The 19,401-nt window shown below is 59.1% G+C and carries 16 protein-coding genes; 7 read left to right on the forward strand and 9 right to left on the reverse strand.

The features are described from left to right. Nucleotides 1–80: 80 nt before the first annotated feature. The 4 genes from ACFDAU_RS04425 to queD form a co-directional block, all read right to left on the reverse strand. Nucleotides 81–551, reverse strand: coding sequence for a hypothetical protein (locus ACFDAU_RS04425; RefSeq protein WP_413438806.1), 471 nt, complete (start codon nt 549–551; stop codon nt 81–83). Between the two features lie 137 nt (nt 552–688). Continuing rightward, nucleotides 689–1,711 carry a molybdate ABC transporter substrate-binding protein gene (locus ACFDAU_RS04430; RefSeq protein ID WP_413438807.1) on the reverse strand — a complete coding sequence of 341 codons (1,023 nt, stop codon included), beginning with the start codon at nt 1,709–1,711 and terminating at the stop codon, nt 689–691. Between the two features lie 382 nt (nt 1,712–2,093). Further along, nucleotides 2,094–2,561 carry a YbhB/YbcL family Raf kinase inhibitor-like protein gene (locus ACFDAU_RS04435; RefSeq protein WP_413439501.1) on the reverse strand — a complete coding sequence of 156 codons (468 nt, stop codon included), beginning with the start codon at nt 2,559–2,561 and terminating at the stop codon, nt 2,094–2,096. A 304-nt stretch (nt 2,562–2,865) separates the two neighbouring features. After that, nucleotides 2,866–3,312 carry a 6-carboxytetrahydropterin synthase QueD gene (gene queD / locus ACFDAU_RS04440; RefSeq protein ID WP_124705885.1) on the reverse strand — a complete coding sequence of 149 codons (447 nt, stop codon included), beginning with the start codon at nt 3,310–3,312 and terminating at the stop codon, nt 2,866–2,868. A 248-nt stretch (nt 3,313–3,560) separates the two neighbouring features. Between queD and ACFDAU_RS04445 the strand changes: the two genes are divergently transcribed. Continuing rightward, complete coding sequence (locus ACFDAU_RS04445) at nt 3,561–3,926, forward strand: hypothetical protein (RefSeq protein ID WP_413438808.1); 366 nt, start codon at nt 3,561–3,563, stop codon at nt 3,924–3,926. A gap of 109 nt (nt 3,927–4,035) precedes the next feature. On the opposite strand, the gene ACFDAU_RS04450 is transcribed toward ACFDAU_RS04445, so the two are convergent. Beyond that, the gene (locus tag ACFDAU_RS04450) at nt 4,036–4,452 is read right to left on the reverse strand and encodes a PRC-barrel domain-containing protein (protein ID WP_413438809.1); all 417 of its coding nucleotides are present in this window, start codon (nt 4,450–4,452) and stop codon (nt 4,036–4,038) included. Nucleotides 4,453–4,592: 140 nt separating this feature from the next. Further along, complete coding sequence (locus ACFDAU_RS04455) at nt 4,593–5,651, reverse strand: AI-2E family transporter (protein ID WP_413438810.1); 1,059 nt, start codon at nt 5,649–5,651, stop codon at nt 4,593–4,595. Between the two features lie 257 nt (nt 5,652–5,908). Between ACFDAU_RS04455 and ACFDAU_RS04460 the strand changes: the two genes are divergently transcribed. Further along, nucleotides 5,909–6,040: a hypothetical protein gene (locus ACFDAU_RS04460; RefSeq protein ID WP_413438811.1), complete on the forward strand. Its 132-nt coding sequence runs from the start codon at nt 5,909–5,911 to the stop codon at nt 6,038–6,040. 411 nt (nt 6,041–6,451) lie between these two features. Here ACFDAU_RS04460 and ACFDAU_RS04465 read toward each other — a convergent pair whose 3' ends face one another. Genes ACFDAU_RS04465 through glnE form a run of 3 tightly spaced genes read right to left on the reverse strand, consistent with a single transcriptional unit; the run spans nt 6,452 to nt 10,322 of the window. Further along, nucleotides 6,452–6,658 carry a zinc-finger domain-containing protein gene (locus ACFDAU_RS04465; protein ID WP_413438812.1) on the reverse strand — a complete coding sequence of 69 codons (207 nt, stop codon included), beginning with the start codon at nt 6,656–6,658 and terminating at the stop codon, nt 6,452–6,454. 10 nt (nt 6,659–6,668) lie between these two features. Further along, complete coding sequence (locus ACFDAU_RS04470; RefSeq protein WP_413438813.1) at nt 6,669–7,589, reverse strand: branched-chain amino acid transaminase; 921 nt, start codon at nt 7,587–7,589, stop codon at nt 6,669–6,671. Between the two features lie 57 nt (nt 7,590–7,646). Next, complete coding sequence (gene glnE / locus ACFDAU_RS04475) at nt 7,647–10,322, reverse strand: bifunctional [glutamate--ammonia ligase]-adenylyl-L-tyrosine phosphorylase/[glutamate--ammonia-ligase] adenylyltransferase (RefSeq protein ID WP_413438814.1); 2,676 nt, start codon at nt 10,320–10,322, stop codon at nt 7,647–7,649. A gap of 61 nt (nt 10,323–10,383) precedes the next feature. Here glnE and acs point away from each other — a divergent pair, with 61 nt between their 5' ends. From acs to ACFDAU_RS04500, 5 genes are all read left to right on the forward strand, one after another. After that, a complete protein-coding gene (gene acs / locus ACFDAU_RS04480; protein ID WP_413438815.1) occupies nt 10,384–12,354 on the forward strand; it encodes an acetate--CoA ligase in 1,971 nt (656 codons plus the stop codon). A gap of 173 nt (nt 12,355–12,527) precedes the next feature. Further along, nucleotides 12,528–16,337, forward strand: coding sequence for a YhdP family protein (locus ACFDAU_RS04485; protein ID WP_413438816.1), 3,810 nt, complete (start codon nt 12,528–12,530; stop codon nt 16,335–16,337). Between the two features lie 46 nt (nt 16,338–16,383). Next, the gene (locus ACFDAU_RS04490) at nt 16,384–17,313 is read left to right on the forward strand and encodes a carbon-nitrogen hydrolase family protein (protein ID WP_413438817.1); all 930 of its coding nucleotides are present in this window, start codon (nt 16,384–16,386) and stop codon (nt 17,311–17,313) included. A gap of 66 nt (nt 17,314–17,379) precedes the next feature. Beyond that, nucleotides 17,380–18,852, forward strand: a complete 1,473-nt coding sequence (gene tldD / locus ACFDAU_RS04495) for a metalloprotease TldD (protein WP_413438818.1) — start codon at nt 17,380–17,382, stop codon at nt 18,850–18,852. Nucleotides 18,853–19,036: 184 nt separating this feature from the next. Continuing rightward, nucleotides 19,037–19,396: a DUF2934 domain-containing protein gene (locus ACFDAU_RS04500; RefSeq protein ID WP_413438819.1), complete on the forward strand. Its 360-nt coding sequence runs from the start codon at nt 19,037–19,039 to the stop codon at nt 19,394–19,396. Nucleotides 19,397–19,401: the final 5 nt, after the last annotated feature.

Raw genomic sequence — 19,401 nt, forward strand, 5'->3', positions numbered from 1 at the left:
GCCTGACCAAGCTGCGTTAAAAGGCACTAGATGCCCATGATCCCGATGCTATGGGATAGAGACGGATATATCCCTCCATGCTAGTCTGTGCCGGGTCCACGTCCCTGGCCTTTTGGATCGGTGCTATCAAAAGGGTCGGTCAGCTGTATGGCTTGTGTATTACCCCATGCTTCCAGGTCTGCCACTTCGATGCCCAGCCAAAAAAATGCGCCGACTGAATCTGTGCCGTGACCCCCCACGATTTTCTGGTCGGGCTCCAGCAGAATGTGATGGGAATATTCCAGCGCTTCAGCCTCGTCGCGAAAGACTTTCCATAACACCACGCGCTCTTTTTGCGGATCTTCGGGTAAAGGTCTGGCCTGGGTTAATACTTTTTTAATCTGGACGTCCTGATCTACTTCTTGCATAAAACCTCCTGATTCGCGGAATAAAAATCCAAAAGTAAGATGACTCAATATCTCATTGGTTCCCGCTGTATGGGTGTCGATACAGGCCGATGAGTCTGGTCTGTGCCGGTGGGTGGAGCCCGATGCCATGCCGCGCAGCGCCATTCAATACGGCATGCCAGAGATGAAAAAATCGAAGGGGAGGTAATCGAAGTGTGCTGGCAGTTGTTATGGCGGGTGTAATAAGGACTGGGCCGGGCAACGATCCTGAGGTGGAAGTTGCCCGGCTCTTTCAAGCGATGTTACTTGATTGCGCGGACTTCAAGCTCTTCTTTTGTGGCTTTGATGAAGCCGAACTTGGCGTAGGCATCCTGGGCAGCAGGTGTTCCCAGAAATTTCAGGTATTCCGCAGCTGCCTTGGCATGCGGTGCGTCAGTGACATCGCCGGCAAAGTAATTTACTTCATTTTTCATGCTGTCTTTTTCAGGCAGATTCACAACGCTCACCGGCGCATGGTGCGCAATGGCATTCTGATATTCGGTTGCCCAGACGATGCCCACATCCACCTTGCCGGCGTTGATGCCATCCGGAATTTCACGGTGGTGCACAGCGGTGAAGTAGACATTAGGCGCGCCATAACAGGACTGGCATTCTTTGCCAGCAGAGAGCTTGTCCCACAGGCCATCGTTCTGCAGCACTTTTTTTGCATAAAACTTCATGATCCCCTCGGTGATGGGATTGGGAAGCATGACTTGCAGGTCGGGGCGGCCCAGATCGGCAATGCCCTTGATATTCTTGGGGTTGCCTTTGGCCACCATCAGCACCAGCTGGTTATGCATGTAGGTCACATAATCCTTGCCCTTGCCGGCTTCCTTGAGTTTTTGCATGGAACCCATGTCGACCATGCCGAATACGTCAGGCGTCATGGCATATTCCTTGTCCTTATAAACCCAGCCGCCTTTCAGGACTGCGTTCATTACTTTTCCGGGTGGCATCGTGACTACTCCAACCACATCCTTATGCTGTTTCTGGAAGGCATGGATGACCTCTTCCATGGCAAAGAACTGGTTGCCTGCCAGCCATATATTGAATCCGGTTTTCCCGTCCTTCATCAATTCCAGTGCCTTCTCACCTTTGACGACCTTGCCGTCCGGGTAAAACACTCGCAAATCTTCGTCCTTGTCAGCAGGGATAGGCTCGAGTTTCTGTGCTGCCGGATTCATCTGAGCCGGTTTCTCGGCATCCTCCGGTGCAGCAGACGCAGCGGCGGCGCCCAGACTGAATACGGGGATCACTAAGGTAGCAAGCAATTTGCTTAGTTTCATATTTATAAGCCTCTTGAAGTTTGATTTAGATACACTCGAACTACCCTGAAACAGGGATGTGAAACGCTTGTCTGGCAAATGTCAGGCCGGAGTGACGCAACGCGCTAAATCACACCGTTCCAGACCGTGGGCAAGGGTAGCAGAATTTCAAGAAAGAAATCCACCTACACCTGTTACCGCGCGCGGGAATATTTGCATTGCGTCGGTTGGCTGCCCGGCCTACGCCCCTGGCCTTCTGGATCGTTGCCATCGAAAGGTCGGCCAGCTGTATGGCTTGTGTATTACCCCATGCTTGCATAAAAAACCTCCTCAGGCTGATTTCGGAATGAAACCAGCTGCCGATATGCAGGCCGCATGGCCTCGGCAGTTCCCGTGTATCGCATCAGTGGTGCTGGTACAGGCCAATGAGTTCGGCCTGCATCAGGATGTGCCCCTGCATGGCTTTTTCCAATGCAGCCTTGCCCGGGCGATCGAGATTCGGCAGCGCCTCATCCAGCGCATAGAGCTTGAAAAAGTAGCGATGGCGCCCGATCGGCGGGCACGGACCGCCGTAGCCGGTGCGTTTCCAGTCGTTGCTTCCCTCCAGGGTGCCGGCCGGCAGCGCTGTTATCCATTCAGTAAGGCCGGTGCTGGTCACGGGCAGATTGTAGAGCAGCCAATGTACCCAGGTGCGTTGCGGAGCGGCCGGGTCGGGCGCGTCGGGATCGTCAACGATGAGCACCAGGCTCTTCGCGTTGGCTGGTACGCCGCGCCATGCCAGCGGCGGTGAAGTATCCGAGCCATCGCAGGTGTAGTGTCTGGGGATGGTTCCCTGGTGCGCGAATGCGGTCGAGGTGATGGTCAAGCCCATTTTCGAGTTCCCTTCCGAAGCCAGGCATAGGGATGGTGCTGGCAGCAACGCCAAGGCACACAATGCGGCCATAAATTTTCCATTTTTCATCTGTCCATTCTAGGACATAAAAAACAAGATGAAAAAATGAAGGATTTATCCCGGTTAACTTGCCACCGTGTTTATCTAAAAAAGCGATTTGTCCACGAAAGGCACGAAAAGCACGGAAATATTCCAAGCGGTAGCGCATGGATGCATGGCCTGATCAATGCAATCTTCCTTTCGTGACTTTCGTGTTTTTTGTGGACCAACTGCTTTTCCGGGATTATTCCCCTGGCATGCAATCCGCCCAGTTGTTGGGTGTTTCGTAGATGCGCACCTGTTTCAGGCGCAGGTGGTTGCCATACGTATCCCGGTAGGCGGGATTGAGAATGTCGAAAGCGATTTGCGCAAGATTTTCAACCGTCGGCACCACTTCGAGAATAACGGTTTTGTGGTTCGGCAAACTCGCCAGAAAGTCGCACACCACCTTGTCGCCGCGATATGCCAGGAATGCGTGATCCCACGCGTCCACCAATTGCTCCTTGGCGATGCGTTTGACGTCGGAAAAGTCCATCACCATACCCTGTGCGGATTGTCCTTCGGCTGTAATGATGTCGCCGGACAGCGTGATTTCAATCGCGTAGCGATGCCCGTGCAAATGTTTGCACTGGCTGGTGTGGTTGGGGATACGATGCCCGGCGTCGAATTCCAGGCGGCGGGTGATAAGCATGTGGATGCGGGTCGTGAGCGAATGAAGGGTTGCCAATTATATCTTGCTGGCGTTTTTATTGCCTTGTCGCATAAGCGCACCTGTGCCGAGCGTCAACCAGGCCTCCGTGTTTCCCCCGGCGCACGATGCAGGGCCGGAATTTGACAGGACCAAGCCAAATAAATATTTATCTGCTTGCAGAATAAAACAGGCTGCCTGGCTGTTCATTCCCTTGCAAGACCCTGCACTTCAATTTAAAGGAGAGAAAAATGTACCGTATCGCAAAATATCTGGCCGCTGCCCTGTTTGCCCTGGCCTTTGCAGGCTGCGCCAGCTACCAGCCAGCCATGATGTCGGGGGGCGTGTTAACAGATAGCGCCGGAATGACGCTTTATACTTTCGACAAAGACACCGCCAATAGCGGCAAAAGCGCCTGCTACGGCCCGTGCGCCGCACTGTGGCCACCGGCCGCCGCAACCGGTAGCTTGGGCGGCGACTATTCTGCCATCACCCGCGATGACGGGACCAGGCAGCTGGCTTATAAAGGCAAGCCGGTATACCTGTTCGCCAAGGACCAAAAACCCGGCGACAAGCTGGGTGATAACGTTAAAGACGTGTGGCACGTGATCCGCTAGAAAAGCACGGGTTAAAAATGGCGCTCACTTGAAAAAAGCTCCCATTACGCTTGATCTATTCGACAAGCATTTTGGGAGCCGGCTTTCTTCAGGCCCAGACGAGTGAGGATTAAAGGGGATCGTCGTAATAGGGGCTGGTGCCATAGTAGCTATGGATACCTGTTGCCCAAGTGGTGTCAGCCATATTCGGCCAATGATCCTTATCGAAACCAGGTGCGTCCTTGAGGCGTTCCTTTTCCACGTTCAAAATAAAACGCTTATTCACAGTGTCCAGAGTCAAGGCATTCCAGGGGACCGCAAATAATTTTTCGCCCATACCAAGAAATCCGCCAAATGACAACACGGCATAGGCAATTCTACCGCTGCGCATGTCCAGCATGATTTCCTTGATGTCTCCGAGATCCTCTTCCCTATGGTTATAGACATCTTCGCCTATTAAAGTATCGGCGCCCATCAGGGATGGGCCTGGGCCGGTTGCATCGCCAGATTTATACATGCCATACGTATCGCGATCAAGATAACTCATGAGGGTTTCTCCATTTAAGTAAGAGATCCCAGCATAAGTTCGAAGACGTGTATGGTCTGTTCGATCCCTCACATTGCCTGGAGAAATTTTTTTCCAATCCAAAGAGTCTTATGAAAGCCGGGGCTAGATCATTCTTCTTTTCATGTGTCAGGCTGATGCGACAACCTCTCGTCGAGGAACCGCAGCAGTGCGACGATGACGGTCAGCAGTACCGGCCCGATGATCACGCCGATCATGCCAAATGCCGAGACGCCGCCGATGACGCCGACGAATACGGCGAGTGTCGACACCGGCGCCCGCCTCGAAATCAGCAACGGCCGCACCAGATTGTCGGAGACCGACACGCCCGTGCCCCAGATCAACATGAAGATCGCCCCGTCCCACTGTGAAGTGGCGGCCAGGAAAATGGCCGTCGGCACCCATACGATGGCCGTGCCGCCTACCGGCAGCAGCGCAAAAGCCGCCGCCAGCACGCCGAACACGACGGCTGAGGACAACCCCGCGATAGCGAAGCCGATACCCACGAGGGCGCCCTGGAAGAGGGCGGTCAAGACCTCGCCGTAGACCACGGCACGGGTCGTGTCGCCAACCAGCTTGAGCAACTCGCTCTTGCGCTGCGGTTCCATCGGTACCAGGCGCACCACGCGGCCAAGCATCTGGCGGCCGTCGCGTAGCAGAAAGAACAGCAGGAACAGCATCATGAGGAAGTGGACGAACGTGGTCAGGGCACCGAGCACGAAGTTACCGCCTCTGGCCGCCAGTGACTGCAGCAACATCTGAGCGCCGCTGACCAGCCACGCATCAATTTGTTCGGTTGTAGCGGCGAGGTTATGGCGCAGCCACTCGGCAACGCTGCCGATGAAGGGATTGTGTTCCAGTTGCGCGAGTAGACTGGTGTTGAAGCGCAGCGGCTGTTGTTGCAGGCGCACGGCCAGAGCCGCGACCTGATTCGCGAATGCCGCGCCAAGGCTGAGCAGGGGGCCCGCGAGCAGGACGGGCACCAGCACGGTGATGATTCCCGCCGACAGGTTGGCGCGTCCCTTCAGCTTGCGCATCAGCCAGCTCTGCATCGGCGCCAGCAGGTAAGCGAGACAGATGCTCCAGGCCAGCGCGCCCCAGAAGGGCGCAAGCATGCCGTACAGGGCGAGGGCGCAGAGGGCCGCGACGACGATCACGAAGTCCCTGGTATAGTGGTCCAAGTTTACTCCTTGGGAAACGTTGGGCCAGTTTTGGCGGGATGATTCGACTACCCCGCGCCTGAATCTGCCACGATCCGGTCAGGTAATCGAAGTCCCATGGCGGAACGCGGTTGGACCTTCGTCTGGCCTGAAGTTTAGAACGCGTTTTTCAAGGCAGCTTGGCAGTAACGCATTTAATGCCTGTTATGCCGGAACCTTGTGCAGCGATCGTTTGGCACGCCAATGTTTGGCGTGACGATGGCTCATGGAACCAGGCAGTGCTGGCATTTCCGCTCGAAGAGACGCCGATGGGTACCCAGCTGGGCGTGGCGTTGATCTGGGACCGGGCAGCCGGCGACCAGAATATTGCGGGCCCGATCAGCAATAACGCTCCAATCATCAAGAAGTAAACGTTTCGTATACTCATGCGTAGCCTCCAGTCTGTGGTAGAGCGCGAGTGTGTAGTGCTGCGGCTTCAAGCGCGCCCAACCGACTCGAAGGCAGTACGGCGCAAAGCTGATTGTTATAGTGCCTGCACGCATCATGCCATTGTGTTTTGTTGATATGCAATGGCTTTTATCGCGTGCCGTACGCAAATCGTCACTGAATCGCCCCGCTTTTTCTAGGCACTTCACGCGCCTTAAACTGAGGGCCACCAGGAGGTGTCATGAGCAGGCTGCAGCGTTACACAGAAGAGTTCAAGCATGAAGCAGCCGTCAAACACTTACTGACGTTTGCTTTTACCGAGAGCCCAATTCGCCCGGTCTGCGCCGCGGCCGTGTTTAGCGCCGCGCTACGGTTGGCGCATCACTGGTTGGCGGTTAATGGCAGTTTGGGACAGCGCCGCCCTTGAGCACGTACAGCGTGCCGCAGTAGGGGCACAGCGCTTCGCCTTTGACTTCGATCGGCAGGAACACGCGCGGGTGCGAGTCCCAGGCGATCATGTTCGGCATCGGGCAATGCAGCGGCAGATCGCTGCTGCTGACTTCGATGATGCGCTGGGTGTTTTCGTGTAGCACTTGAGTCATGATGGGTCCCTTAAATGTAGCTGAGCCAGCCGGCGTGTTTCGGGTCTTTGCCGGTCACGCAATCGAAGTACATTTTCTGCAGTTGCGTGGTGATGGGGCCGCGCGAGCCATTGCCGATAGCGCGATTGTCGAGTTCGCGGATCGGCGTGACTTCGGCGGCGGTGCCGGTGAAAAAAGCTTCGTCGGCGCTGTATACCTCGTCGCGGGTGATGCGTTTTTCCACCACTTGCAGGCCGATTTCGCCGGCCAGTTGCACGATGGTGTCGCGCGTGATGCCTTCCAGCGCGCTGGTCAGGTCGGGGGTGATGAGCTTGCCGTTACGCACGATGAATACGTTCTCGCCCGAGCCTTCGGCAACGAAACCGTCCACGTCCAGCAGCAGCGCTTCCTGATAGCCGTCCTGAGCGGCTTCCTGGTGCGCCAGGATGGAGTTCATGTAGTTGCCGTTGGCCTTGGCCTTGCACATGGTGACATTGACGTGGTGGCGTGCAAACGACGACGTCTTCACACGGATGCCGTGCTCCAGCGCTTCTGCGCCCATGTACGCGCCCCAGGTCCAGGCGGCGACGATGACGTGTGTGGACAGGGTCTTGGCGGAAATGCCCATGGCCTCTGCGCCGTAGAACGCCATCGGGCGCAGGTAGGCGGATTCGAGCTTGTTGTCGCGCACCGCGGAGAGCTGGGCAGCAGTGATGGTAGCTTTGTCGAACGGCATTTTCATGCCGAGGATGTGGGCCGAGCGGAACAGGCGGTCGGTGTGCTCCTGCAAGCGGAAAATCGCGGTGCCCTGGTCGGTTTTGTAGGCACGCACGCCTTCGAATACGCCCATGCCGTAATGCAGGGTGTGGGTGAGGACGTGGGTGGTGGCGTCGCGCCAGGGCACCATTTTGCCGTCGTACCAGATAAAACCATCGCGGTCCGCCATTGACATTGCAGCAACTCCAAAGACTTGTAAAAGGGAAATTGTAACCGATTCGGCGCGCTCCGGTTATCCGAAAAGTATGCCCCAGAGCCGCCTGACTGCTGCCGCATGGTCAGCGACCTGCATCGGCTCGATGCGTGCGGTCTGCGCGCTCTGCAGGCGTAACGCATGCTGCAGGCGGCGGAATTCGCGGTAGGCGTTGCGCACTGCCTCAGCGTCGCCGGCCGGAATCAGCTCCAGCTCGGCAGCAAGCCTGAGCAAGGCGAGGTTGCCGCTGTTTCGGGTGAGTTCGGGATGGTGCGCGGCGTGGGCGAGCACCAGGTATTGCACCATGAATTCCACGTCCACGATGCCGCCGGCGTCGTGTTTGAGGTCGAACAGATCGCTGCGATTGGGATGGCCGTCATGCATTTTCCGGCGCATGGCGAGCACGTCTTCGCGCAGTTTGGCGGGGTCGCGCGGCTGGGAGAGGATGTCGCAGCGGATACGCTCGAACGCGGCACCTACGGCGGCGTCGCCCGCCACGTAGCGGGCGCGGGTCAACGCCTGGTGTTCCCAGGTCCAGGCGTGGCCGTGCTGGTATTGGCTGAATGCCTCGACGCTGCTGACCAGCAGGCCGGCCGCGCCGTCCGGGCGCAGACGCAGATCGGTCTCGTAGAGTATGCCGGCGGAGGTGGTGCTGCCCAGCCAGGTGTTGATGCGCTGGGCAAGGCGCGCATAGTGCTCGGCGGCTGCGGGCGCGGGGTCGTCGTAGAGAAACACCAGGTCGAGGTCGGAGGCATAGCCCATCTCGCGCCCGCCCAGCTTGCCGTAGCCGATGACGGCAAAGGCTGGCGTAGCGCGGTGGCGATTGCGCACGCCTGCCCACGCCAGTGGCAGGGTGGCCGACAAAATCAGCGCGGCCAGATCGGAGAGATGGTCGGACAGGGTCTCCAGCGCCAGCACGCCGGCCAGGTCTTGCGCCAGCAGGTGAAAGGTGACGCGCTGACGGAACTGGCGCATGGCGTCCATCTGGCGTTCGGTGTCGCCGCTGTGGGTGTCCATCAGGGTTTGCAGTTCGTCGCCCAGCGCCGGCCAGTCCGGTGCTGCGTAAAGCACGCGGGTGTCGAGCAGTTCGTCCAGCAGCATCGGGTTGCGCGCCAGATACTGCGCCGCCCACGGACTGGCTGCGCACAACGCGGCCACGCGCTGCAGGGTGGCGGGGTATTCCACCAGCAGCGCCAGGTAGGAATCGCGCCGCGCCACGGTTTCCAGCAGATCGAGGATGCGCGCCAGCGTGGCATCGGGCGGGCTGCAACCGGCAGCGACTTCGATCAGCGCCGGCATCAGCGTGTCAAAGCGCGCGCGATTGCTGGCGGGCAAGGTGGTATAGCGGGTGCTGGAGCGGATCTGGCGCAGGCGGTTGCAGACTTCGGAGGGCACGCTGTAGCCAAGCTTGGCCAGGGTCGCCAGCGCATCGGCGTCTTCCAGCGCGCCCTGCCACAGCCCGGCCAGCGGGTGGCTGCCGCCGTCCGCCTGCGGGGCGGCGAATACCTGGTCGAAGTGGCGCGACACTTGGCTGCGATGGGCGTTGAGCGCGGCCAGAAAAGCCGGGTAATTGGCGTACCCCATGCTGGTGGCGATGCGCGTCTGGTCGTCCGGTTGAATCGGCAGCATCTGGGTCTGCGCGTCGTCGAGGTATTGCAGGCGGTGCTCCAGATTGCGCAAAAAAACATAGGCCGCCTGCAACTCGGCCACCACGTTTTCCGGCAACAGGCCGCGCGCCGCCAGCAGGGGCAGCACCGCCAGCAACGAGCGGGTTTGCAGCACGGGCACCCGGCCGCCGCGGATCAACTGGAATACCTGTGCGATAAATTCGATTTCGCGGATGCCGCCCGGCCCCAGTTTGATATTGTCGGCACGGTCGCGGCGGATGACTTCGCGGCGAATCTGCGTGTGCAGTTCGCGCATTGCGGCAAGGGCATTGAAGTCCAGATACTTGCGGAACACGAACGGGCGGATGATCTGGTCGAGCTCCGCCAGCCGGGTGCCGGTCAACGCGCGCCCCTTGATCCACGCGTAGCGTTCCCACTCGCGGCCGTGGGCTACGAGGTAGTCCTCGAATGCGGCATAACTCATCGCCAGCGGCCCGGCGTCGCCCCATGGACGCAGGCGCATGTCCACACGGAACACGAAGCCGTCGGCGGTCAGGTCGGAAATCGCCAGGCCGAGTTTTTTGCCGAGCAGGATGAAAAAATCGTGGTGGGAAATGGGCTTGGCGCCGGTGGTTTCGCCTTGTTCCGGATAGAGGTAGATGAGGTCGATGTCCGACGAGACATTCAGCTCGCGCCCGCCCAGCTTGCCCATCCCCACCACCACCAGTTGCATGTCGCTGCCGTCCGGATTTTTCGGCATGCCGTGTTTCTGCGCCAGCCAGGCGCTGTGGTGGGCGAGGGCGAACCGCAGTGTGGTTTCGGCCAGATCGGTGCAGGTGCCCATGACTTCGGCCAAGTCCGCCAGGCCGCCAAGGTCGCGCACAATCAGCCGCGCCATCACCGCCTGGCGTAGTTTGCGCAGTGCGGTGCTGAGCGCGGCCTCGTCGCCGGGCGCGGCAGCCTGCAACTGCGCCTGCATGGTATCCGCGTCGAATGGTCGATCGAGTCCGCTGGCGAGGCTGTGGACGAATTGCGCATCTGCAGCCAGCAGACGCGTCAAATAATGTGAATGAGAGGCGGCGCGTTCTATCATGTGATGTGCGGGCATGGTGTGCTTCGGGTTAAAATGGTTTTTTATACTGCGTATCAGAATAATTCAGGAGCCCCGCATGGCCAATATCGAATCCATTTTGCAGGAAACACGCATTTTTCCACCTTCTGCTGCATTCCAGGCACAGGCCAACGTCTCGGGCATGGACGGCTACCAGGCCTTGACTGCGCGCGCAGCGGCGGATTACGAGGGCTTCTGGGCGGATATGGCGCGCGCCAGCATCACTTGGAAAAAAGATTTCAGCAAAACCCTGGATGAATCCAATGCGCCATTCTACAAGTGGTTTTACGACGGCGAACTGAATGTTTCCTACAACTGTCTCGACCGCCACCTGCCGGACAAAGCCGGCAAGACCGCGCTGATTTTCGAGGCCGACGACGGCGCGGTGACGCGGGTCACTTATCAGGCACTGTACAACCAGGTGTGCGCGTTCGCCAATGGCCTGAAATCGCGCGGCGTGCAAAAGGGCGACCGTGTCATCATTTATATGCCGATGAGTGTGGAAGCGGTGGTGGCGATGCAGGCCTGCGCGCGCATCGGAGCGATTCATTCGGTGGTGTTCGGCGGTTTTTCCGCCAAGTCGCTGCATGAGCGCATCCGCGATGCCGGCGCCAGGATGGTGGTCACGGCGGATGGCAGTATCCGCGGCGGCAAGACTGTGCCATTGAAATCGGCGGTGGATGCAGCGATAGCGCTGGGCGGTTGCGAATGCGTAGAAGCGGTGGTGGTGTACCGGCGTAGCGGCGACGCTGCCGAATGGAACCCCGCCCGCGACATCTGGTGGCACGATCTGGTGAACGGTATGGCGCAAACCTGCGAGCCGGAATGGGTGGATGCCGAACACCCGCTGTTCATACTCTACACGTCCGGCTCCACCGGTCATCCCAAGGGCGTGCAGCATTCCTCGGGCGGTTATTTGCTGGGCGCGATCCTGTCGATGCAGTGGGTGTTCGACGCCAAGCCGGACACCGATGTGTTCTGGTGTACCGCCGACGTGGGCTGGATTACCGGCCACAGTTACGTGGCATATGGCCCGCTGGCGCTGGGCATGACCGAGGTGATCTTCGAAGGCGTGCCGACCTATCCCGATGCCGGACGCTTCTGGAAAACAATCCAGGATCACAAGGTCACCACGTTTTACACCGCACCCACGGCGATTCGTTCGCTGATCAAGCTGGGCGCGGATTTGCCCAAAAACTACGATCTTTCCAGCCTGCGTCTGCTGGGCACGGTGGGCGAACCGATCAACCCGGAAGCATGGATGTGGTATTACGAGACGGTCGGCCAAAGCCGTTGCCCGGTTACCGACACCTGGTGGCAGACCGAAACCGGCGCGCACATGATCGCGCCGTTACCCGGCGCGGTGGCGACCAAGCCCGGTTCGTGCACCCTGCCGTTGCCCGGCATCATGGCCGATGTGGTGGACGAGCACGGCGGCAGTGTGCCGCTGGGGCAGGGCGGCTATCTGGTGATCAGGCGCCCATTCCCGTCGCAATTGCGGAGCCTGTGGAACGACCCGGAACGCTACAAAAAAGCGTATTTCCCTGAGGAACTGGGCGGCAAGATTTATCTCGCCGGGGATTCCGCCCACCGCGATGCCGACGGCTATTACTGGATCATGGGACGCATCGACGATGTGCTGAACGTGTCCGGCCACCGCCTCGGCACCATGGAAATCGAATCCGCGCTGGTGGCCAATCCGCTAGTGGCGGAAGCCGCCGTGGTGGGCAAGCCGCATGACATCAAAGGCGAAGCAATCGTCGCTTTCGTTGTGCTCAAGGGAGTGCGTGCGTCCGGTGACGAGGCGAAGAAAATCGTCGCGGAACTGCGCGACTGGGTCGGCAAGGAGATCGGTCCCATCGCCAAGCCGGATGAAATCCGCTTCGGCGACAATCTTCCCAAGACCCGCTCCGGCAAGATCATGCGCCGCCTGCTGCGCGCGATCGCCAAGGGCGAGGAAATTACCCAGGACGTGTCCACGCTGGAGAATCCGGCGATTCTGGAACAACTCAAGGAAGCGGTGCGGTGAATTAGCAAGCCTGCAAGTCAGCCGACGTGACGCCAATGGAAAGGACAAATTGAGGACAGTATTTCCCGGAATTGACAGAACCAGCCAAATTTTTCTCGAATCATCCTGTCAATCCTGTCCTGTGGGTTATTTTCTGATGATGGTAGCGACATGACGGTATTGGGTATTTCAGCATGATTGCTTTTAGCCGCCGCTGGATCAGGCGTGGCGTTGACTATGTGTTTCTGCCGCTGGCGTTGCTGTTCGTGGCGCTGGTTTTGCTGTTGCGTTTGTGGATATTGCCCGACATCGACCGCTGGCGTGATGTTATCGCCGCGTCCATCAGTCACAGCGCCGGGCAGCGCGTCACGCTGGGCGAAATCAATGCCAACTGGCAAGGCCTGCATCCGCACCTGCGCATCCGCGACATTCGCGTGTTTGGTGCAGACGGGCGCCCGGCACTGTTTCTGGCCGATGTGCGCGGGGTGCTGTCGTGGACATCGCTGCTGCATGGCGAGCTGCGCCTGGCTTCGCTCACCATGGACGATGTGGCGCTTACCATCCGGCGCGACATGCAGGGCATCCATGTGGCAGGTATTCTGCTCAACCAGTCTGGTTCATCCGGCGGGTTTGGCGACTGGCTGCTGGCGCAGCGTAATATCCAGGTCAATCATGCCACGCTGGCGTGGGACGACGAACGCCGTGGTGCGCCGTATCTGGTGGCACGTGATGTCAACCTGACGTTGCAAAATCGCGGCCATAGGCACCGTTTTCGCTTGACAGCCATCCCCCCCGCACAGCTTGCCCAGCCACTTGATATACGGGGCGATTTCAGCGGGCGCAGCCTGGATGATCTGGCCAGCTGGCATGGTCAGATATATGCCCGTGCGGATCGTACCGATCTCGGCCAGTGGCGCCAGTGGCTGACGCTGCCGTATGCCATCAGCCAGGGTTACGGCGGCCTGCGCGTGTGGCTGGATGTGGCCAGCAAGCAAGTGATTGCCGCAACGGTGGATGCTTCCCTGCGCCAGGTGTCGGTACAGTTCGCGCCGAATTTGCCGGTACTGAAACTGGCGAATATATCGGGGCGCACCATCTGGAAGCGCTTGGGGCTGGCGCAGTCGTTTGCGGTCAAACAGTTGAGTTTACGCACAACGAATTTTGTCTATGTGGCGCCGTTCGACCTCACGCTGAGGCTGGATCCGGCTAAAGCGAACCTGCCGGGCGGCGGCCGTATTGATACGAATAATATACAGCTCGAGCGACTGGCGGCACTGGCACCCTATCTGCCGCTGGATGCAACGCAACGCCAGCGCCTGACAGATTTGCAGCCGCGCGGCCAACTGGAGAAATTCACGCTGGCGTGGCGCGGCAGTGCCGACCATATGCCACTCGATTACCAGGTCAAGGGCCGTTTTACCCGGCTCGGCTGGCAGGCTCAGGGGAGTTTGCCCGGGGCCGCGGGATTGTCCGGAAATATCGATGCAACGCGGAGCTATGGCACGCTGTCGATCAATAGCAGCAATGTGTTGCTGGCACTGCCGCGCGTGCTGCCTGTAGCGGACGTGGCGCTGGCTACCCTGACAGCGCAAATGAACTGGCGCGAGCAAAAGCAGGGGTATCTATTCAAACTCACCGAAGCCACCTTCGCCAATACCGATCTGTCAGGCAGTGCGTTTGGCGAATATCAGTATCAACCGGGGCAGCGGGGAAACATCGATTTGACCGCGCGTCTGAGTCGATTGGATGCGCGTCAGGTTTATCGTTATCTTCCCGTGACAGTGAATGAGCACACGGATCAGTGGTTGCAAACGGCATTGCTGGGTGGGCAGGCTCGCGATATGAGCGTGCGGTTGAAAGGAGATCTTGCACACTTTCCTTTCCGGGGCGGGCGTGATGGTTTATTCGAAGTCGCTGCCAGGATCGAAAATGGGGTGCTGCAATACGCGCCGGATTGGCCCAGGATCGAAGGCATACAGGGGAATCTGCTGTTTCGCGGCGAGCGTATGGAAATCACCTCGAACCAGGCGAACATCTATGGCGTGGCACTCAGCCGGGTAAGCGCAATTGTTCCTGACCTGTTCAATGGAAACCCAATGCTGGAAGTGAACGGGGAGGCGCGCGGGACTACGGACGCGTTCGTGCGCTTTGTCAATACCAGTCCAGTGACAAAATTAATAGACGGCATCACCAACAATATGGGTGCCACCGGCAACAGCCGGTTGCGCCTGAATCTGAAAGTGCCGTTGCACCATGCGCACGATGTCACGGTGGCTGGCGATCTCGCTTTCGACGGCAATACGCTGACCCCTGTCGGCATGCCGCCATTGCAGAATATCCGCGGCCGGCTGCAATTCACCAATACCGGCATTGCGGCGCAAAACATCAGCGTTCAACTGTTGGGCGGGCCCGCTACGATTTCAGCGACCAGCCAGCCGGGTGGGATAACGCGCCTGGTTACCCAAGGCCGCATGAGTGCAGCCGGGCTAAAAAGTTTTCTGACCCCGGCATTGGCAAACCATCTGCGCGGCACGGCGGACTGGCACGCGACGATCAATCTGCGCCATCTTCAGACCGAAGCTGATTTTGAATCAAATCTGGTGGGCATGGCATCGGATTTGCCGCCGCCTTTTGCCAAGACAGCGGCGGAAAGCCAGCCGCTGCGCGTGAAAAAAACCCTGCGCGCAGCGGGTGAATCGCTGCTGTCGATCCATTATGGACAGGTCGCTTCAGCGTTGCTGTTACAAACACTGAAAAACGGCCAACCGGTGTTCGAACGCGGTGCAGTGCGTTTTGGCGGCGAGGCGGCACTCCCGCAGGAGAGCGGGCTATGGATTACAGGCTCGCTGCCCCTGTCTGATCTGGATCGCTGGCGCAATCAGTTCTCGGCGGCTGGAACCGGTGCGGGCGGGTTGCCACCCCTGGCCGGGGTCAATCTCAACTTCAGTACGCTCGACCTGTTTGGTCACCGTTTTCAGGATATCAACATCAATGCACGCAACCAGAGCGGCACGTGGCGGGCCAACGTAGCCGGACAGGGTGTCAATGGCGAGGTGACATGGCAACCCGCAGATGCCGGTGCTGGCCGGCCGCAGGACAAACTCAGTGCGCATTTCAAAACCCTGGACATCCCGGCGGCCCTGCCTGCAGACGGAGTGAAATCCTCACAGAATGGCAGCCTGCCGGCGCTGGATATCCACGTGGATAATTTGCAGTTGCAAAATCGTCCGCTCGGTCAATTACAGGTCACTGCCACGCCGCGGGGTGACGGTCTTGATTTTGAATCCATTCGCCTGTCACACCCGGACAGTACCTTGACCATGCAAGGGGTCTGGAATCCTGACCGCATTCCGCAGACCCAGGCCAAAATTCACCTTGAAGTGAATGATGTGGGCAAGTTTCTCGGACGTTTCGATCATCCTGGCCTGGTCAAGCGCGGCCGGGCAACGCTGGATGGCGAGGGCGAGTGGAACGGCACACCCGCGGATATCGCCATTCCCTCGTTGTCCGGCACGTTTGCATTGAAGGCCAGCAGCGGCCAGTTTGCCAAGGTAGACCCCGGTATTGGCAAGCTGTTAGGAGTGCTCAGCCTGCAGGCATTGCCGCGTCGCATCGGGCTGGATTTCCGGGATGTATTTAGCGACGGGTTCGCCTTCGATGAGATTTCCGGTACCATGAGGTTGAGTCGTGGCGTGGTTTACAGTGACGATTTCCGCATGCAGGGACCCTCTGCCAAGGTGCGCATGAGCGGTATGGTAAATATCAATACCGAGACCCAGCAGTTGCGCGTGGCGGTATCCCCAAAACTGAGCGAAAGCGTGGCGCTGGCAGGTACCCTGATTGGCGGTCCGGTCGTGGGGCTGGGTGCGCTGGCCGTGCAAAAATTGCTGAAGGATCCCTTCGGCCAGGCGGCCACGTTTGAATACAGCGTTACCGGCGCGTGGTCTGATCCGGTGGTCAAGCGGGTTGACCGTGAGGCCAAGGGCGGAGAACCATCGCCTTGAGCCAGATTGAGTGAACTGCCGCGAGGGCGGCAGCATGGAGAGAATAGTGACCGAAAGACACAGTAAATCCACATCCAGTTTTGCCAAACGCAAAAGCCGTACTGCCGTGGCCAAACCGGCACGCGCAACCGCACCCGGCGTCATCCGCATGGCTGCCATCCAGATGGCTTCCGGCCCCAATGTCAGCGCCAATCTGGCGGAAGCCGAACGGCTTGTCGCACTGGCCGCAGCCGGCGGCGCAAAACTGGTGGCGCTGCCCGAGTTTTTCGCCATCATGGGTAACAAGGACACCGATAAGGTTGCCGCTCGCGAGGAGGAGGGCAAGGGCCCGATCCAGAAATTTCTCGCGACTGCCGCGAAAAAACACAAGATCTGGCTGGTAGGCGGTTCCGTGCCGATGGCCTGCGACAACCCCAAAAAAGTTCGCAACAGCTGCATGGTGTACGACGACAAGGGCAAGCTGGTGGCGCGCTACGACAAGATCCACCTGTTCGGCCTCGACCTGGGCGTCGAACACTATCAGGAAGAGAAAACCATCGAAGCCGGTGACCGGATTGTGGTGCTGGATTCGCCATTTGGCCGTATCGGGCTGTCCGTCTGTTATGACCTGCGCTTCCCCGAACTGTATCGCGCCATGCCCGACGTGGACATCATCCTGGTGCCGTCGGCATTTACCGCCACCACCGGCAAGGCGCATTTCGAAACCCTGGTGCGTGCACGTGCCATAGAGAATCTGGCCTACGTCATCGCGCCCGCGCAGGGCGGCTATCATTTGTCCGGCCGCGAGACGCACGGCGACACCATGATCGTCGACCCGTGGGGGGTGGTGCTGGATCGCCTGCCACGCGGCTCGGGCGTGGTCATGGCGGGTATTAATCCAGCCTATCAGGCGAGCCTGAGAAAAAGCCTCCCTGCATTGAAACATCGCACCCTGGATTGCAGTCATATACAGATTCAGGGCAAGGCGGTTAAATAGTAAATGGCTTGAACGCTGGCGCTTCGTCACCATCTAACCCTACTCACTTCACAGGCGTATTCCAAGATGACTTCCACACTCACCGGTGTACTGATCCCCAACCCGGAGACGCTGTTTCAGACCGCGCATGAAACCCTGCTGGTGCCCAACCAGCTCGACGCCAGCCAGCTCGATAGCGTGTTCGGACGGCTTATGGACCATCATGTGGACTACGCCGATCTGTATTTTCAATATACGCGCTCCGAAGGCTGGAGCCTGGAAGAGGGGCAGGTCAAATCCGGCAGCTTCAACATCGAGCAGGGCGTGGGAGTGCGTGCCGTATCCGGCGAGAAGACCGCATTTGCCTATTCCGACGACATCAGCCAGCCGGCCTTGCTCGCCGCCGCGGAAGCCACGCGTGCCATCGCCAAGAGCGGTGCAGTGCGCAAGTCTCATGCGGTGGCGCGTCCTGGCGGCCATGCCCTGTATCAGCCGCTGGATCCGCTCACCACCCTGAAAGATGCAGAAAAAGTCGCGCTGCTGGAAAAGCTGGAGCGCTATGCGCGCGCCATCGACAGCCGCGTTACGCAAGTCATGGCGAGCCTGGCGTCGGAATACGACGTGGTGCTGATTGCGCGCTCCGATGGGCACCAGGCTGCCGACGTGCGTCCGCTGGTGCGGCTGTCGCTACAGGTGATTACCGAGCAGGATGGCCGTCGCGAGCAGGGCTCGGCTGGTGGCGGCGGACGTTTCGGGTATGAGTATTTCAGCGATGCGATGCTGAAAAAATATGCCGAACAGGCGGTGCATCAGGCGCTCACCAATCTGGCTGCCAAGCCAGCCCCGGCGGGCAGCATGACCGTAGTGCTGGGTGCGGGCTGGCCGGGCATTCTGTTGCATGAGGCGATCGGCCACGGCCTGGAAGGCGACTTCAACCGCAAGGGCAGCTCGGCGTTTGCCGGGCGTGTGGGCGAGCGCGTCGCCGCCAGCGGTGTGACGGTGGTCGATGACGGTACCCTGATGAACCGGCGCGGTTCGCTCAATGTGGACGACGAAGGCAATCCCACTCAGTGCACTACGCTGATCGAAAATGGCGTGCTCAAGGGTTATATGCAGGACACGCTCAACGCGCGTCTGATGGGCGTGCCGATTACCGGCAATGCGCGGCGTGAATCCTTTGCCCATATCCCGATGCCGCGCATGACCAACACCTACATGCTCAATGGCGACAAGGATCCGGCCGAGATCATTGCCTCGGTCAAGCACGGCCTGTATGCGGTGAACTTCGGCGGTGGGCAGGTGGACATCACCAGCGGCAAATTCGTGTTTTCCGCGGCCGAAGCCTACATGATCGAGGATGGAAAAATTACCTATCCGGTGAAAGGTGCTACCTTGATAGGCAATGGTCCCGATGTGCTCACGCGCGTTTCCATGATCGGCAACGACATGGCGCTCGACCCAGGTGTCGGTACTTGCGGCAAGGAAGGCCAGAGCGTGCCGGTCGGCGTTGGTCAGCCAACCTTGCGCATTGATGGTTTGACGGTGGGCGGCACCGCCTGACGCGCACAAAGCGTGCACGGATGCACGGGCGTGGTGCGGGGTCCGGATGTTATCACCGTCCGCAGCGCCGGAACTGTGCCGCGAACCCCGGTATGCAAATTGCTGTTACCAGGTTCAGCGTCGTTTTAACCTGACTGTCAAACGCAGTCTGTAAGCTCCCTGCTTAATCGAACGGAGAATATTCATGGCCGAGTCCAAAGCAAAAACCAAAGCATCAGGTAAAACGGCATCCACTGCTGCCGAAACCAAGGTCAAAACCAAAACAAAAACTGCAAAGCCTGCGACCGGCAAATCCGCAGCCAAGGCTGTGGTAGCCGCCAAGCCCAAGGTGGCCAAGGCTAAAACGGCCGCCCCTGTTGAGAAGGCTCCGGCAACCAAGCGTAGTGTGAAGGCACCCATGCTTCCAGTCAGTCCCGAGCAGCGCTATCGCATGATTGCCGAAGCGGCCTACTACATTGCCGAGCGTCGCAGTTTTGCGCCTGGTGATCCGACTGCAGACTGGGCGCAGGCGGAAATGCAGATCGTTGCCCTGCTGAAAAAATAGCCGGC

The sequence above is a fragment of the Sulfuriferula sp. GW1 genome (assembly GCF_047300855.1).
Lineage (GTDB): Bacteria > Pseudomonadota > Gammaproteobacteria > Burkholderiales > Sulfuriferulaceae > Sulfuriferula.